The sequence below is a fragment of the Shewanella frigidimarina NCIMB 400 genome (genome assembly GCF_000014705.1).
Classification (GTDB): domain Bacteria; phylum Pseudomonadota; class Gammaproteobacteria; order Enterobacterales; family Shewanellaceae; genus Shewanella; species Shewanella frigidimarina.
The window spans coordinates 2,914,758-2,930,626 of sequence record NC_008345.1 but is presented as its reverse complement, the minus strand read 5'-3'; the positions used below and the strand labels follow the sequence as shown (position 1 = coordinate 2,930,626).

The 15,869-nt window shown below is 42.1% G+C and carries 14 protein-coding genes; 12 read left to right on the top strand and 2 right to left on the bottom strand.

Annotated features, from left to right (window positions below; all coding sequences use genetic code 11):
- Positions 1-10 precede the first annotated feature (10 nt).
- The 7 genes from zipA to SFRI_RS12610 all read left to right on the top strand — a co-directional run bounded on the left by zipA (position 11) and on the right by SFRI_RS12610 (position 6,631).
- Complete coding sequence (gene zipA / locus SFRI_RS12640; protein ID WP_011637916.1) at positions 11-1,069, top strand: cell division protein ZipA; 1,059 nt, start codon at positions 11-13, stop codon at positions 1,067-1,069.
- A 101-nt stretch (positions 1,070-1,170) separates the two neighbouring features.
- The gene (gene ligA, locus SFRI_RS12635) at positions 1,171-3,183 is read left to right on the top strand and encodes an NAD-dependent DNA ligase LigA (protein WP_011637915.1); all 2,013 of its coding nucleotides are present in this window, start codon (positions 1,171-1,173) and stop codon (positions 3,181-3,183) included.
- A gap of 54 nt (positions 3,184-3,237) precedes the next feature.
- Positions 3,238-3,759, top strand: coding sequence for a DUF2919 domain-containing protein (locus SFRI_RS12630; RefSeq protein ID WP_011637914.1), 522 nt, complete (start codon positions 3,238-3,240; stop codon positions 3,757-3,759).
- Between the two features lie 154 nt (positions 3,760-3,913).
- Positions 3,914-5,116, top strand: a complete 1,203-nt coding sequence (locus tag SFRI_RS12625; RefSeq protein ID WP_011637913.1) for a cyclic di-GMP phosphodiesterase — start codon at positions 3,914-3,916, stop codon at positions 5,114-5,116.
- 27 nt (positions 5,117-5,143) lie between these two features.
- Positions 5,144-5,950: an SDR family oxidoreductase gene (locus tag SFRI_RS12620; protein WP_011637912.1), complete on the top strand. Its 807-nt coding sequence runs from the start codon at positions 5,144-5,146 to the stop codon at positions 5,948-5,950.
- Between the two features lie 50 nt (positions 5,951-6,000).
- Positions 6,001-6,234 carry an RNA-binding S4 domain-containing protein gene (locus SFRI_RS12615; protein WP_011637911.1) on the top strand — a complete coding sequence of 78 codons (234 nt, stop codon included), beginning with the start codon at positions 6,001-6,003 and terminating at the stop codon, positions 6,232-6,234.
- 10 nt (positions 6,235-6,244) lie between these two features.
- Positions 6,245-6,631 carry a ribonuclease E inhibitor RraB gene (locus SFRI_RS12610; protein ID WP_011637910.1) on the top strand — a complete coding sequence of 129 codons (387 nt, stop codon included), beginning with the start codon at positions 6,245-6,247 and terminating at the stop codon, positions 6,629-6,631.
- 93 nt (positions 6,632-6,724) lie between these two features.
- Here the strand turns inward: SFRI_RS12610 and SFRI_RS12605 are convergent, their stop codons facing one another.
- On the bottom strand, positions 6,725-6,928 hold the full coding sequence (locus SFRI_RS12605; protein WP_041413059.1) for a hypothetical protein: 204 nt from the start codon (positions 6,926-6,928) through the stop codon (positions 6,725-6,727).
- 173 nt (positions 6,929-7,101) lie between these two features.
- On the opposite strand from SFRI_RS12605, the gene SFRI_RS12600 reads away from it, so the two are divergent.
- Positions 7,102-7,305, top strand: coding sequence for a hypothetical protein (locus SFRI_RS12600; protein WP_041413057.1), 204 nt, complete (start codon positions 7,102-7,104; stop codon positions 7,303-7,305).
- Between the two features lie 34 nt (positions 7,306-7,339).
- Here SFRI_RS12600 and SFRI_RS12595 read toward each other — a convergent pair whose 3' ends face one another.
- Complete coding sequence (locus SFRI_RS12595; RefSeq protein WP_011637908.1) at positions 7,340-8,017, bottom strand: SDR family NAD(P)-dependent oxidoreductase; 678 nt, start codon at positions 8,015-8,017, stop codon at positions 7,340-7,342.
- 297 nt (positions 8,018-8,314) lie between these two features.
- Here SFRI_RS12595 and SFRI_RS12590 point away from each other — a divergent pair, with 297 nt between their 5' ends.
- The 4 genes from SFRI_RS12590 (at position 8,315) to SFRI_RS12575 (ending at position 15,808) form a co-directional block, all read left to right on the top strand.
- Positions 8,315-9,076 (top strand): TSUP family transporter, encoded by a 762-nt coding sequence (locus tag SFRI_RS12590; protein WP_041413055.1) that lies wholly within the window; start codon positions 8,315-8,317, stop codon positions 9,074-9,076.
- Positions 9,077-9,182: 106 nt separating this feature from the next.
- On the top strand, positions 9,183-10,511 hold the full coding sequence (gene sbcD / locus SFRI_RS12585; protein ID WP_011637906.1) for an exonuclease subunit SbcD: 1,329 nt from the start codon (positions 9,183-9,185) through the stop codon (positions 10,509-10,511).
- Positions 10,511-14,209: an AAA family ATPase gene (locus SFRI_RS12580; RefSeq protein ID WP_011637905.1), complete on the top strand. Its 3,699-nt coding sequence runs from the start codon at positions 10,511-10,513 to the stop codon at positions 14,207-14,209. The genes sbcD and SFRI_RS12580 overlap by 1 nt, the downstream gene beginning before the upstream one ends.
- A 312-nt stretch (positions 14,210-14,521) precedes the next feature.
- Entirely contained in the window at positions 14,522-15,808 is a 1,287-nt protein-coding gene (locus SFRI_RS12575) for a peptidoglycan DD-metalloendopeptidase family protein (RefSeq protein ID WP_011637904.1), read from the top strand.
- The last annotated feature ends 61 nt before the right edge of the window (positions 15,809-15,869 follow it).

The window sequence follows — 15,869 nt, the reverse complement described above, 5'->3', positions numbered from 1 at the left end:
AGGGAATCTAATGAAAGATCTACAACTGGTGTTATTCGTATTAGGCGCTATCGCAATAATTGCGGTGTTAGTGCACGGTTTTTGGTCGATTCGCAAACAACAACCTAAATCAATGAAGCAAAGTCCGATGGCTGGATTTTATAAAGACCAAGCTAAACGTCGAGACTCTGAAGGTTTTGACGCAGATGGTATTGGCCAAGTGCGTGTACGTAAACCTGGTGAGGTTGAAGAAACTGTCATTAAGCCTGTATTAAAGACTAATTTAAGTCAAAAGCCGCACTCGGGTACAACTAAGCTAACCGATACTCCTTTACAAGATTCATTGCGTCAGCCTGGTCCGCACAAAACTGAGCCAGAACATGTTGAACCTAAAGTGGTACAGCCTGCACAACAAAGCTTATTTGTTGGAGATGACGTAAAACCTGCTCCAACGGCAAGTACGTCAATGAATACTCCTAAAAAGATATTCAATCCTTCAACCAGTACCGCCAAGTTAGAAAGCTACACAGGTAAGCCTGTTGCCGCCAGACCAGAGCCGATTAAGCCACCAATACAACCAGCAGCGCCAAAAGTCGACGTTAAAGCTGAAGTTGAAGAGGTTAAAGCTGAAGTAGAGGTTAAATCAACCCTGAAAGCGGATGCTCCTGTAAATGAACCTGTAGAGCCGACCGATGTGTTAGTACTGCATATTTTTGCTAAAGCGGGCGAGCAAATTCAAGGTGCAGAATTATTGCCAAGCTTGTTGTCGCTCAATTTTAAATTTGGGGATATGGATATTTTTCATCGCCACATTGACAATGCAGGTACTGGGAAAGTGCTGTTTTCACTCGCTAACATGCTAAAACCAGGGATATTTGATCCAGATAATATGGAGCAATTTGTCACCCAAGGTGTGGTGCTGTTTATGACCTTACCGGGTTATGGCGATCCATTAATGAACTTCACCATTATGCTGAACTCAGCTTATCAAATTGCCGAGGATCTCGGTGCTGAATTATTGGATGGACAACGTCAACCATGGTCCGATGCCACCAAAAAAGATTATTTACGACGACTCAATGCCGCGTAGGTTGATGTGTTAATTAAGGCCGCAGCAGCGGCCTTAATTGTTTTATACCTTTACACTTTATCAAGCAAACCACGGTTACAACTTGTATGACGGATGCCACAATGCACGCTATTCAAACTGAAATGGATCAACTTACTCACACCATTAATCAACATAATATTCGTTATTACGTTGATGATGCTCCGTCAATACCCGATGCTGAATACGATAGATTAATTAAGCGCTTAACTGAATTAGAAGGTGACTATCCGCAATTTAAATCGGTAGATTCACCGACACAGCGCGTCGGTGGTATAGCATTACAAAAATTTGCTCAAATTACCCACCTTAAACCGATGTTAAGTCTCGACAATGCGTTTGAACAAGCCGATTTTGCAGCATTTAATAAGCGTATAACTGATAAAGTCGATAACGTTGATTATGTTTGCGAACCAAAACTAGACGGATTGGCCGTGAGTATTACTTATCGTTTTGGCGTTCTTGAACGCGCCGCAACGCGAGGTGATGGCAGTGTCGGCGAAGATATTACCGCTAATGTGCGTACTATTCGTTCTATTCCGCTCAAGTTACGCGGTGAAGGATTTCCAGATTTAGTTGAAGTACGAGGCGAAGTGTTTATGCCTAAAGCGGCATTTGAGGTATTAAACCAGCGTCAAATAAGCAAAGGTGACAAAGTCTTTGTTAATCCTCGCAACGCAGCCGCCGGCAGTTTGCGCCAATTAGACAGTAAAATTACCGCTTCAAGGGCTCTTGGGTTTTATGCTTATGCATTAGGTGTAGTCGAAGGCGAGTCACAACCGATGCAAACAAGCCACTATGGCCAACTAACGCAGCTGCAACAATGGGGTGTCCCCGTCAGTAGCGAAGTGAAAGTGACTGATTCATTAGAAAAAGTCTATGCATATTACGCCGATATTATGGCCAGACGAAGTGCGCTTGAATATGAAATCGACGGTGTCGTCATAAAGGTTAATGACATTGCCAAGCAACAAACACTTGGTTTTGTGGCTAAAGCTCCTCGATGGGCCATAGCCTATAAATTTCCAGCCCAGGAAGAAATGACCTTGTTAGAGTCTGTTGACTTTCAGGTTGGCCGAACGGGTGCTGTTACCCCTGTCGCTCGCCTCAAACCAATATTTGTCGGTGGCGTGACGGTGTCGAACGCGACCTTGCACAATGCTGATGAAATTGCCCGTCTTGGGGTGAAAATAGGCGATACAGTGATTATTCGCCGCGCAGGTGACGTTATCCCGCAAATTGTTGCTATCGTGCCAGAAAAGCGCCCCGATGATGCACAAGATATTATCTTTCCACAGCATTGCCCTGTGTGCCAAAGCATTGTTGAGCGTTTAGAAGGCGAAGCTGTAGCGCGTTGTAGTGGTGGACTCTTTTGTGAAGCGCAACGTAAAGAGGCTATTAAGCATTTTGCATCCCGTAAAGCATTAAATATTGATGGCATGGGCGATAAAATCGTTGAACAGTTAATTGACAAAGAATTAGTCAAAACGCCAGCAGACTTGTTTTCACTTACCGCTTCAAGCGTCACGATGCTAGATCGCATGGCGATGAAGTCAGCAACAAATATTGTCGCGGCGATTAAACAAGCTAAAACCACCACGTTGGCGCGTTTTTTATATAGTCTTGGGATCCGTGAAGTAGGGGAAGCTACCGCTGCTAATTTAGCACAACACTTTACTGAATTTGAGCGTATTCGAACCGCTAGCGTTGAACAACTGTTAGAAGTTGCTGATGTTGGTGACATCGTTGCCAAGCACATTCGACAATTTTTTTCTCAGCCACATAACATTGAAGTAATAGATCAATTGCTTGAAGCCGGTATTACTTGGCCTGTTATTGAACAAGCTGACGAGTCGCAGCTTAGTCTTAAAGGGCAAACGTGGGTGTTAACCGGTACGTTAACCCAGCTTAATCGTAACGATGCCAAAGCCCAATTACAGGCTTTAGGCGCCAAAGTGGCTGGCAGTGTCTCGAAAAATACTGATTGCCTTGTCGCTGGCGAGGCTGCAGGCTCTAAGTTAGCAAAAGCGGAAGAGTTGGGCGTTAAAGTGATAGATGAACAAGCTCTGATGGATCTATTGAATGCGGCTAACTAACATGAAAGCTGGTAGCGCTTTATTTATGCTGGTGCATGCCGATAAGAGTTTATTGTGAATTTTAGTAATATTACTTGGTTAGATGATCGTGGTCATATAAAACCGCCATTATTTTTGTATTTGATTTTGGTTTTTTTAGCGCGTGGCTGGTGTATTTTTATAGCATCCTTAACCCAGTTTAATGACCGCGCGGGTTTAGTGCGGTTATTTTATCCTGAAAAAAGCGATTTTGTATCGGCGCTAATTGCTGGTGTAGGGGCGGTACTGATTTATGGACTTATTATTGCTGAACGTAAACGCAGCTGGCCGATATTAATACCTTTGTTTAGACATAGTGGTTGGTTTTTGTGGGGATTACTCATTATTGATGGACTATTTTTGTTCCAGCGAATGATGCACGATGACTATTTGTTTAAAATTGGCTATTCGATTGATGCACTTTTTCTCTTTTGGTCGGTTATTTATGTCTTCAAATCAAAGCGACTATATTACTACTTTGCCGACTGGACACCGGATGACAGCACTATGCAAGCTGAAACCTTAGCTGATGATGAGATTAAGCCAGATACGAAATAATGTACGACTTGGTATAAATACACTATTATTTATTGGTTTCCAAAAAATTTAAAATGTAAGACCTTGAAACAGATAACTCTATTCTTAAAATGTTAGCATAAAATGACATTGTCATCTCAGCCATAACGTGGCGAATGTGAAAAGGATCAATACTTTGGCTAAAGCAGAATTAACACAAATACCTGTTTCGCAAATGGTTATCGGGTTAACCGTTAAGCTGCCTTTGTCTTGGACAAACCATCCTTTTTTTCGCAGTAAAGTTAAGCTTGAGCAACAAGTGCAAATCGAGATGATCAAAGGCCTCGATGTGTCATTTGTCTATGTGATTGAAGGCCATGATTTATTGCCCCACGTTTCTGAACCTGTTGAAATTGAACAACCAGAAGAGGTTGTTGAACAAGAAATTGATTATCGACCATTGGCTAAAAAAAGCATGCGAATTAGCCAGCAACGCTTTGTAAAATCGGTTAACGATAGTAGGACTGTTTTTGGCAAAATTGTTAGCGACCCTGAGGGGGCGTACCGAGAAGCTGCCACCTTAGTCGAAGATTTAGTCGATCATTTGTATGAAAGTGAAACCCCTCAACTCACGATCGTAGGCAGTGGTGAAATTGATGTCAGTGTGACTCAACATGGTATTTCAGTTGCAGTACTTTCTATGATGATTGCCCACTCGTTAGTACTGTCGAAAAAAGATGTTCGTGACATTGCATTAGGTAGCTTATTTCACGATATTGGCAAACTCAAAGTGCCAGATGCTATACGTCGTAAAAAACGTGGTGATTTAAGCGATCATGAAATTAATTTTTTAAAAATGCACCCCAATTTTGGTTACGACATGCTTAACCGCACCGGATTATTCCCTGAAGCTATGTTGGATATCGTACTCCATCATCACGAGTTTATTGATGGCAGCGGATTCCCCAATCAGTTAACCGAAGCTAAAATATTACTCACTACACAAGTGGTATCTTTAGCTAACGATTATGAAACCTTGTTAAACTTACATCGCACTCCACAAATAGCTTTGGGGATTTTATTTAAAACCCATAGTGGCAAACATGCTGATAATCTAATTGCTGTATTAGTTAAAATTTTAGGCATTTATCCTCCAGGAACCATTGTGCGCTTGACTGACGATAGTATTGCCAAGGTGATGATGACCACCGCTGACGTCAAGCAGCCGCATGTGTGGTCTTGTAATCTCAGTGGTGGAGAACCCAGTTTTCGTTTTTTAATTAACGAAGATGTGCAAGTTCAAGAAGTGATGAAATTAGATGAGTTAACTGATGGTGCGGTCAAAACACTACAAGCGAACAACCCAATTAGTTTTTACTTCAATAACTTCGATCATTAAAATTTAACAGCGTAATATCGAGAATACATGAACACAGTTACTATTATCGGATGTGGTTGGTTCGGTTTGCCGCTCGCCACACAATTAGTTAAGCAAGGTATTAAGGTAAAGGCTTCAAAACGTCACCCTGAAGACTTAGTCCAATTACAGCAAGCCGGTGTTGATGCTTATCAATTAAATTTAGCCAATGTGAATAGCCAGGCAAAAAACTCGTCTTTATTCGATGCAGACGCCATCGTGATTAACTTACCACCGGGACTTAGGCGAGGCGAAACTGATTATCTAGGCTATTTAACTCAGTTAATAACCTTGATGGGTGAACACCAATATCAAAAAATTATTTTTATCAGTACGACTGGGGTTTATCCTTCGCTAGATCAAACAGTAACCGAACAAGATGCTGCAGCTTTTAATGATACCAGTCGCACATTATTACAAGCAGAGGCAATGTTTTCCGCTATGAAAAATAGCTGCATTGTAAGATTCTCAGGCTTGGTAGGGCCTAAACGGCATCCCGGACGTTTTTTTGCCGGAAAAACCGATGTCAGTGGCGCCAATGTTGCGGTTAATCTGGTGCATTTAGATGACTGTATTGCTGCTGTTAGCTTAATTCTTTCTCGCAACGATACTTTACCGATTTATAATCTTGCTGCAAACGCTCACCCTACTCGTGGGGAGTTTTATGTTGCTGCTGCAGAGCATCTTGGATTAACTGCGCCAGAGTTTAATCAGCAACAACAACCCAATAAAACTATCGACGGTCAGTTAATTTGTCATCATTTAGGGTTTACATATGCGTTTAATAATCCATTCAAAATGCTTGATGCTTGCTAAACTAGCATAGGCTATAATAGCCGGAATATTTTGATTAAAAGGCGATTATTGTGACGACTCAAACTCAAGCGTTTGCATTACTTCAAGGTGATGAATTCGTAGAACTGTACAAAGTACTCAAAGTACTCGGTCTAGTGAACGGTGGTGGCGAAGCAAAGCATGTCATTACCGAAGGTCAAGTGACCGTCAACGGTGAAGTTGATACTCGTAAACGTAAAAAGTGTGTTGTTGGCGATATCGTTTCGTTCAATGGCGCGACAATTGAAATTGTTCCTGCACAGTAAGGATTGATAAATGCAATTCCCAGAAGATGATAATGGCCAAATGTTGGCAGCAATGGCAGATGCCGGTATTGACCTTACTCAATCAATAGAAGTCGATTTCTTCTTGGTGTTTGACGATCAACGTGATGCCGAGTCAGCCTTAGAAGCATTAAGCCAAAAAGACATGCAAGGTGAGCTTGAGCTTAACTTTGATGAAGAAAGCACCAAGTGGGAAGTGATTGTTTGCCTGCAAATGGTACCTGAATACGCAACGCTTGTGGCTAAAGAAACTGAGTTGAATAACTTTGCCAAAGAGTTTGACGGTATTTCTGATGGTTGGGGCGTGATGCAAAACCAAGCCAGCGATAATGAGTTTGCAGATGATGACCATGTTCACACTGAGCATTGTAAGCACTAATATAGTCATCACTAAAGATTGAATGATTCAAGTAATCAAAAAACCGTTAATGCCCTGCATTAACGGTTTTTTGATTATATAAAGCGACGTAGTTTAGTCTTCTTTTATCTCGTTAATGACTTCTTTGGTCTCATGTCCAATAGCTTTAACGGTATCGCGCGTCCCGTGACCGATAGCGGTGGTCACTTTTTTTGTGGTGTGACCGATTTCTTTGCCAGTCTGTTTTAATTCAGCACAGGCGGAAAGCTGGCTCATTAGAGCAATACTGATGAAGATAGTCATAAAGTGTTTGTTCATTATTTTACTCTTTGTTTGCCGCGTTAACGTCATATTGTTGATTCATTGTAATACGAATAAAGAAAACAAACGGTTTATATTTTACTGGTGATTAAATGAGTGTGCTTGGTTAATCTATGAGCATTCAGGTATTATGATGTGACAGATATTTAATCTTGGTAAGGGGAGCACAATTGAATATAAACGCGACTCTGATTAGCCTAACGATATTGTTGTTAACCATCGTGATTGTTGGCTTAACAGTCAAGTTTGCTAAAGGTAAAACGACTCACTTACTGCAGGTGGGAATGTTGGCACTGTTATTAAATCTGGTGTTTGCCCCTGCAGGGTGGATATATTGTTGGTATTGGTCAACCAAAGCGCCATTAACACGTTGATATGTCGCCAGTTAACACTCACTGGCGATAATCGCTAACCGCGGTTAATGGTGATGTCAGAGACATAACCATGTTTTGTCGGTATTAAGGCTTGCTTGAGCATTGTGGCGGCTTCTGTTGCCGTCATAAAGCTTGATGTATTAATGTCTTTGCCACTTGTTTGCCAAAAGTCCGTTGCCATCCCTCCAGGATACACCGCAATCAATTTCATTGGGCTGCCTTTCAATTCTAATCGTAACGATTCAACTAATCCCTTTACGGCCCATTTTACGGCACAGTAAGTCGACTCATTTGCTTTGCCTGCTTGCGCTGCGGTCGACATTACCACAACGACAGTAACGTTGTGATCACGATAGCGACTAACAAGCTCACGCAACACTAGAATGCTTGAAGTGAGATTGTTATGAATTAACTGATTAATCGCTTCTGGTGCTTGTTGTTCGATAGGGCCAAAATAACCACTGCCAGCACAATGAATAACCTTGCTTGGCGGCGCTGGTAATCGCGAAAATAATGCACTGACATCTTCGGCCACACATAAGTCAGCAGCGTAAGTTTTCACGTTTTTTTGCTCTGGCTGAGTTAGGCCAGCTATTACATCTGCTAATTTTTGCTCACTGCGACCTGTCACCAATAACGGCTGATTTTCTGCCGCATACAGTTGTGTTAGTGCAGCACCTAAGCCACTACTCGCGCCGGTAATAACAATCATAATAAAACCTTCAGCTCAATATTTACTAGGTTGGCTACTATAACAATGCCTAAGTGAAGCGCAAAGTAGTTGTCGTCCATTTCTCAAATCGATTTTCAAATCTGTTGTTTGAGTCAATATAAGCTTATTAATAGGTAATACGTTATTTGGTCAGTGTTTATTAGCCCAAGCTGAAATTAGTTGGGTAAAGCTGAATAAATTACACAGAACGCTTTGTATTTTGACGATAAAGATTGTCTAATAACGCCTTATATTATGTCTGCCGACTTCACGCTATTCCTAATAACGAGACTCTCCATGCTTGAACTCACGCTCCAACTCGCGGTTATTTTATTTTTTGTTGCTCTGGTTGCGGGGTTTATCGACTCGATTGCTGGTGGCGGTGGCTTACTGACCATTCCCGCATTAATGTGGGCAGGATTACCTCCAGCAGCGGCATTGGGTACCAATAAACTGCAAGCATGCGGTGGGAGTTTTTTTGCGAGTTTATATTTTGTACGTAAAGGGATGGTTGATTTACGCAGTATCAAACTGTCGTTGATATGCGCTTTTATTGGTGCATCAATTGGCACAATATTAGTACAAATGATCGACGCTAAATTATTAGAAGTGGTGCTGCCATTTTTGATTTTGGCCATTGGTTGTTATTTTTTATTCTCTAAAAAAATAAGTGAACAAGATCGCCAACAAGTCCTCACTCCAAGTGTGTTTGCTTTTACTGCCGCATTGGGCGTTGGCTTATATGATGGTTTCTTTGGCCCCGGTACCGGCAGCTTCTTTGCTTTAGCATTTGTGTCATTGGCCGGCTTTGGCTTGGCTAAGGCAACCGCACATGCAAAGCTACTCAATTTTGCCACTAACATTGCGTCGTTAATTTTCTTTTTAATCGGTGGTCAAGTCGCAGTGGTATTGGGATTGATTATGCTGGTAGGCCAAGCCATTGGTGCTACGTTAGGTTCACGTTTAGTGGTGACCAAAGGCGTTAAAATCATTAAACCTTTGGTGGTAGTGATGTCATTGGGCATGAGCGGCAAATTATTGTGGTCGCAATATATGTGATAGCTGCGCATGTGATCGCGGTACATGTGATCATAGTATCGATAATTTGGGTTTATTAACGCCATCATTATGTGGTGTACGTGTTTGTTTTTATTGAAGGGATGTTATGCGCATTATTCACACATCAGATTGGCACCTTGGCCAATATTTTTATGGTAAAAGTCGCGCAGCTGAGCATCAGGCTTTTATGCAGTGGTTACTTGAACAAATAAACATTCACCAGGTTGATGCGCTTATTGTCGCTGGCGATATTTTCGATACTGGCACACCGCCAAGTTATGCCCGTACGCTATATAATCAATTTATTGTCCAAATTCAGCAAACAGGTTGCCAGCTAATTTTATTGGGTGGTAATCACGATTCTGTGTCGACGTTGAATGAATCTAAACATCTCCTTGCCTGCCTAAATACTGTGGTTATCCCTGGTGCGCTAGAGCATTTTGAAGAGCATGTATTTACCCTCAAAAATCGCCAAGGTGAAGCGGGTGCTATTTTATGTGGTTTACCCTTTTTACGCCCGCGTGATGTGGTGCTAAGTGAATCAGGTGAGTCATCAATTGATAAACAACGCAAATTAGGTGATGCCATTAGTGAGTTATATCAGCGCTGTTTTGAGCAAGCTGAACAACTCAATAATACCTTTACCACGCCAGTACCCATTATTGCGACAGGTCATTTAACCACAGTGGGTGCAAGCACCTCAGAATCCGTGCGTGATATTTATATAGGCAGTTTAGATGCTTTTAATGCGGCGCTGTTTCCTGCCGCAGACTACATTGCATTAGGTCATATTCATCGGCCTCAAGTGGTGGCAAAATCTGAACATATTCGTTACAGCGGTTCACCAATAGCGTTAAGTTTTGATGAACTCGCGGCAGATAATACCACTAATAAATCGGTATTCTTGGTCGAATTTAGTGATGCCAAATTATCTCAAATCACACCATTAATGGTGCCTGTTTTCCAGCCGATGCAGGTGTTAAAAGGCGACTTAGATAGCATTGAGCAGCAGATAAGCACATTTGCATTGCAAGCAGAATCCGCAAAAACGACTTGGTTGAGCATTGAAGTGTCACAACAAGATTATTTGTCTGATTTGCAATCGCGCATTGCCGACATGACTCAAGACAAAGCGGTTGAAGTATTGCAGTTAAAGCGTGCCCGCAGTCAACGACAGCAACACATTAAGCAGCTAGATAATGAAACTTTATCTGAGCTCAGTGTCGACGAAGTATTTGGGCGACGTTTGTCGCAAGAAGAGTTTGAGAGTGAATCGCAACAGGCACAGTTAGGGCGAATAAAGCAACGCTTTAGCCAAGTGTATGCCGAGGTGGAGTCTGAGCGAAACAGTCAAGAAACGGCCGCGAGCCATGTGTTACAAGAAACCTCGATAGAAGCCGTTGCTACAAAAAGTGCAACAGAGGGTGAGCAATAATGAAAATTCTAAGCCTTCGCTTTAAAAATATTAACTCACTTAAAAATGAGTGGAAAATCGACTTCACCCAATCGCCATTTGCTGAAAACGGTTTATTTGCTATCACAGGTCCTACTGGCTCAGGTAAAACAACCATTCTCGATGCGATTTGTTTAGCGCTTTACCATCGTACTCCGCGGTTAAGTAATATTTCTAAAACCACCAACGAGTTAATGACTCGTGGCACCGCAGAATGTTTGGCTGAAGTTGAATTTGAAGTTAAAGGTGTCGCTTATCGCGCTTTTTGGAGCCAGCGCCGTTCGCGCGATAAAGCCGATGGCAATTTACAAGATGCTCAAGTCGAGTTGGCAAAATTGAGTGACGGTAAAATTCTTGCCAGCCAGATAAAACGCAAAACCGAGTTAATTGAAGAAATCACCGGGCTCGACTTTGCTCGTTTCACTAAATCAATGATGTTGTCACAAGGCCAGTTTGCCGCTTTTTTAAATGCCGAAGCCAATGAGCGTGCAGAGCTATTGGAAGAGCTAACCGGTACTGAAATTTACAGCTTAATTTCAGCGCGAGTACATCAGCATTTTTCTGATGCCAAAACGAACTTGAAGGTACTTGAAGCTAAGCTTGGCAGTGTTGAGTTATTTGATGAACAACAAGTTGTGGCGCAGCAACTACAGATTGAACAACTCAATCAGGCGCTCGTGATCGATCAACAGCAATTAGCTCAATTAAGCCAATTTATAACCTGGGCAGACAATACTGAGCAATCGCAGCAGACATTAGTTAACATTCAGGCTCAACAGCAACAAGCACTGTCTAGCGTACAGCAACATAGCGATGAACTAACTCGACTTGAACATAGTGAGCCAGCACAGCAAATCCAGCCTCTATTTGAACAGCAACAAAAAGCCCAGTTAAGCACCCGAGTATTATCGGAACAGATTGAACAGTTAACGGAACAAGTTAGTGTAGCTGAACAAACACTGCGACAGCACACCCACAAGCAAACGCAAGCTAAGCAAAGCGTTGATAAAACCAACCAAGCACACAAAGATTTACTTAATCTTATCGACAAACAGGTGTTGCCGTTAGACCAACACATTAGCCAATTGAACTATCAATTGTCTCAGGTCATATTAAGCCATCAGCAAACGGCTGAGCAACAACACAAAACGATTGAGCAACAGCAACAGTTGATGGCATTGCAACAACAACTCTCGTCTGCAAAGCAGGATATACAGCAACAACTTGATAATTTGCCGCAAGGCCAAGAAGTGGCGAAAAAGTTTGCGGCTTGGCAGACACAATACAGCCAAGTATTGCAATTAAACCAGCAGTTGAGCCAACTTGACACTCAACGAGTTCAGCAACAACACAATATCGAGCAAACTCAAACAACGTTAACTGAACTTTCGCCACAAATTAAGCTTGCCAAAACGACGGTCACCCAAGCGTTAGCTCAACAAGCCGACAGCCAGCAAGCAATAACGACATTATTGGCTGGCCAAGACGAAAATCAGATTAATCATGATTACCAACAACTGGTCGAGCAACAAGCTGGGCGTTATCAGTTAACTCAGCTATTTAGTCACTTTGTGCGTCAGCAGCAACAATGCCAACAATTAAGCAGTCAATCGGTGCAATTTAACACTGATTTACAGGCCCTAGCGCAGTCACTTTCGCTGGTAAGAACCCAGTGGAGTGAAAAAAATCAGCAAGTAAAAGATCTGCAAACCATACTGCAGCAAGAACAGCAAATTGCCAATTTAACCTTAGAGCGCGCCAAGCTTAAAGCCGGTGAACCTTGTGCATTGTGCGGTTCGACAGATCACCCGTTAGTTGAGCGTTATGAAGCATTGAATGTGTCTGTTACCGAACAAAGAATGCAGCAACTACAAATTGAACTTGATGCGATTAAACAGCAAGGTGAGCAGCTTAAAAATCAACAAACGGCGTTGCAAGTTAACTACGACAACTCGCTCATGCAATTGAGCCAAGCGCAAACTGAATTACAAACAACTGAGCAACAGTGGCAACAACACACTCAGGCGCTTGCGGTAACGTTTGAATTACATGAGCAGCAACAACATAAGTTAACTGATTATATTGCCCAGTCAGAAGCCAAACAGCAGCAACTTGCCCAAACGATAAGTCAGCTTAACCAATGCCAAAAAACCTTACATCAACATCAGCACAATGCTACCCAAGCAGAACAAGCGTTGGCAGTGTTGGTTAATCAGCAAGGGTTATTGCAACAGCAACTTGATAATTTATCCCAAGGTTTAGTGAGTCAGCAGCAGCAAATTGAATCTATTAACAAGCAACTGCAGCAACTTAACAGCGCACTGGATGCACACATTATTGCTACAGGGTTAACACCGCCGACGCTAGAGAATGCCGACACTTGGCTTCATCATTTACAACAACAACTTGAACGTTGGGTTGCAGCGCAGCAGCAGGCTATTGATAACCAGCAGCAGCTCAGTGTCACCGCTGAAAAACTCACCGCAAACAATCTGCACTCCACTGAAATGGCAACCAAGCTAGCAGAAGTGACCGAGCAAGTGGTTACGCTTAACGAACAACTCGATGCGGTACTCGCACAGCGTAAAGCCGTGTTTGGAGACAAAATAGTTGAAGATGAAAAGCTGTTTAGCCAACACGCAGTAGATCAAGCTCAACAGGTATTTGTCTCAATTCAACAACAATTGCAAACGGCGGATAAACATTTTGCTGGCTTACAAGCGCAGCTGCAATCGACAACACAACAAGTAACTAAGGCTAATCAAGAGTTACAGCAGTTGCAGGCCAAATGGCAAATGGCATTACAATCAAGTCCATTTACAGATCAACAGTCATTTGAGCAAGCCTTATTGACGCCAAAAGAGCGTCACACCTTACAGCAACTAAAACAGCAGCTGGATAACGATATTGTTAAAGCCAATACGTTAGTTGAACAAGCCAAAATAAAACAAACGGAGTTAGCGCAGCAGGCAGAGCAACACGGATACGATATTGCTCAACACGGCAATATAATGCTGCAACATCAAACGATGGAAGCTAAGCACCAACAAGACAAGCAAACACTGTGGCGCTTAAGTCATGAGTTAGAGCAAGATACCAATAAGCGGGCAGGGCAACAGCAACTGTTAGCGGAACAAGCCCAAATACAACAAGATTACGACGATCTTGCGTACCTGCATTCGTTAATTGGCTCACAAAAAGGCGATAAGTTCCGTAAGTTTGCTCAAGGGCTTACTTTAGACCATTTAGTGGCATTAGCGAACAGGCAGCTGGAACGTTTGCAAGGCCGGTACTTACTTGAACGCAAAGAGTCCGATGCGTTAGAGCTACAAGTGCTCGATACCTGGCAAGGTGATGCTGTGCGAGACACCCGAACCTTGTCGGGCGGTGAAAGCTTTTTAGTGAGTTTAGCCCTTGCGCTCGCATTATCTGACCTTGTTAGTCATAAAACGAGCATTGACTCACTGTTTTTAGATGAAGGCTTTGGTACGTTGGACAGTCAAACGTTAGATACCGCTTTAGACGCATTAGATAATTTAAATGCGTCGGGCAAAATGATTGGTGTAATTAGCCATATTGAAGCCATGAAAGAGCGGATCGACGTACAGATAAAAGTGACTAAAATGAATGGCCTTGGTATTAGTAAATTGCAGGGTGAGTTTGCTGTAAGTGGGTCTTGATCTGCTTCAAACTCCCATGATTACTGTAATCGAGTTCAAATTAAATATTAATTAAATATCATTTTATATTTGTAAAATGATTATTTTTTGATATAAAAGAGCGTTGATATGCAGTTTGAGTGCAAAAGTCCGTATTTTTAGCTGTTTATACAGGATGCCGTAGTATCAAATATTGGGTCATATTCACCATAAAAAACGACATGAAGGCATAGAGTTAACCGACTTTATGCTCAATATCGCAATAACGATTTGCAGTAAAAGAAAAATAAAAAATATAAAGCGTCATCTTTTAGGGTGGATTAGACATTGCTAATGAGTAAAATTATGGGCTTCCAAAGGCCAGCGGTAAGTCAAGTGAACTTGCCAAACTTGCACAAGAAAATCTTGCTAGCAAGTGTGTTTGTTGTTGGTGCTGCTTTATTATGGCCAACACAACAAGAGTTTTCATCACAACGTATTCCAGTGGCAATCGATATCGATTCGTTATTGCCACACATAGCTCAACAAGAAACTACGTTGAAGCTTGTAAAGCCTATCTCACCGATTTTAGATCGCGTGATCGAAAGTGGTGATACCTTAAGTCATTTATTTGAGTTAGCTGGTATCGACCAACGAACCATGTATAAAGTACTTGAAGCTGATTTAGAAGTATTAGCATTAGATACACTGCTGCCGGGTAACCGCATCCAATTTTGGGACAATGCCAATGGTGAACTTGATAAGCTAGAGCTGTACTTTAACCCTGCTCACCAAGTGGTATTCACCCGTTTTAAAGACGGAACTTACGGTGTTAATGACATTAACATCGATGGCATTTGGCAAAATCGCATCGTTGGCGGTGAAATTAATGGCTCTTTCTATGTGTCGGCTAAAAATGCTGGTTTAAGTGCAGCCGAAATTCAAAAAGTCGAATCACTGTTAAAATCCAAATTAAACTTTTCTCGTGAGCTACATGCTGGTGATACTTTTTCGGTGTTAGTTAACGATCAATTTGTTGAAGGCGAACCAACAGGTATCACATCGATAGAAGGTATTCGCATTAACACCGGCCGTCGCGACGTTACAGCTTTCCAAAATATTGATGGCAACTATTACGACATTCAAGGTCAAAGTTTAACTCCAGCCTTCCAACGTATTCCGCTAAATAGAAAAGTCCGCTTGAGTTCTCGATTTAACCCTTATCGCAAACACCCCATTACAGGTCGCGTTCGTCCTCACAATGGTACCGACTTTGCTACGCCTATTGGGACTCAAGTCGTGGCTCCTGGTGATGGCGTGGTGACGTTAGTGACTAAACATGCTTTTGCGGGTAATTACATTGTGATTGATCACGATAATAAAGTGCGTACTCGTTACCTGCATTTATCGAGGTTTTTAGTTAAAAGAGGTCAGCGTGTCACTCGTGGTCAAGTGATTGGCTTATCGGGCAATACTGGTGCTTCCACAGGCCCACATTTGCATTATGAGTTCATTGTTAATGGTCGCCCAATTGACGCAATGAAAGCCAATATTGCAGAAGCTAAAGTCTTACCTAAAAAGCAATTACAAGCGTTTCAAGCTTTGGTACGTAGCCGCAGCATGATGATGGACTTAGGCTAATAGACTTATTCTAATGGACTTAGGTTAATGAACTGAGGCTTATTACGTAGAATTTAGATGT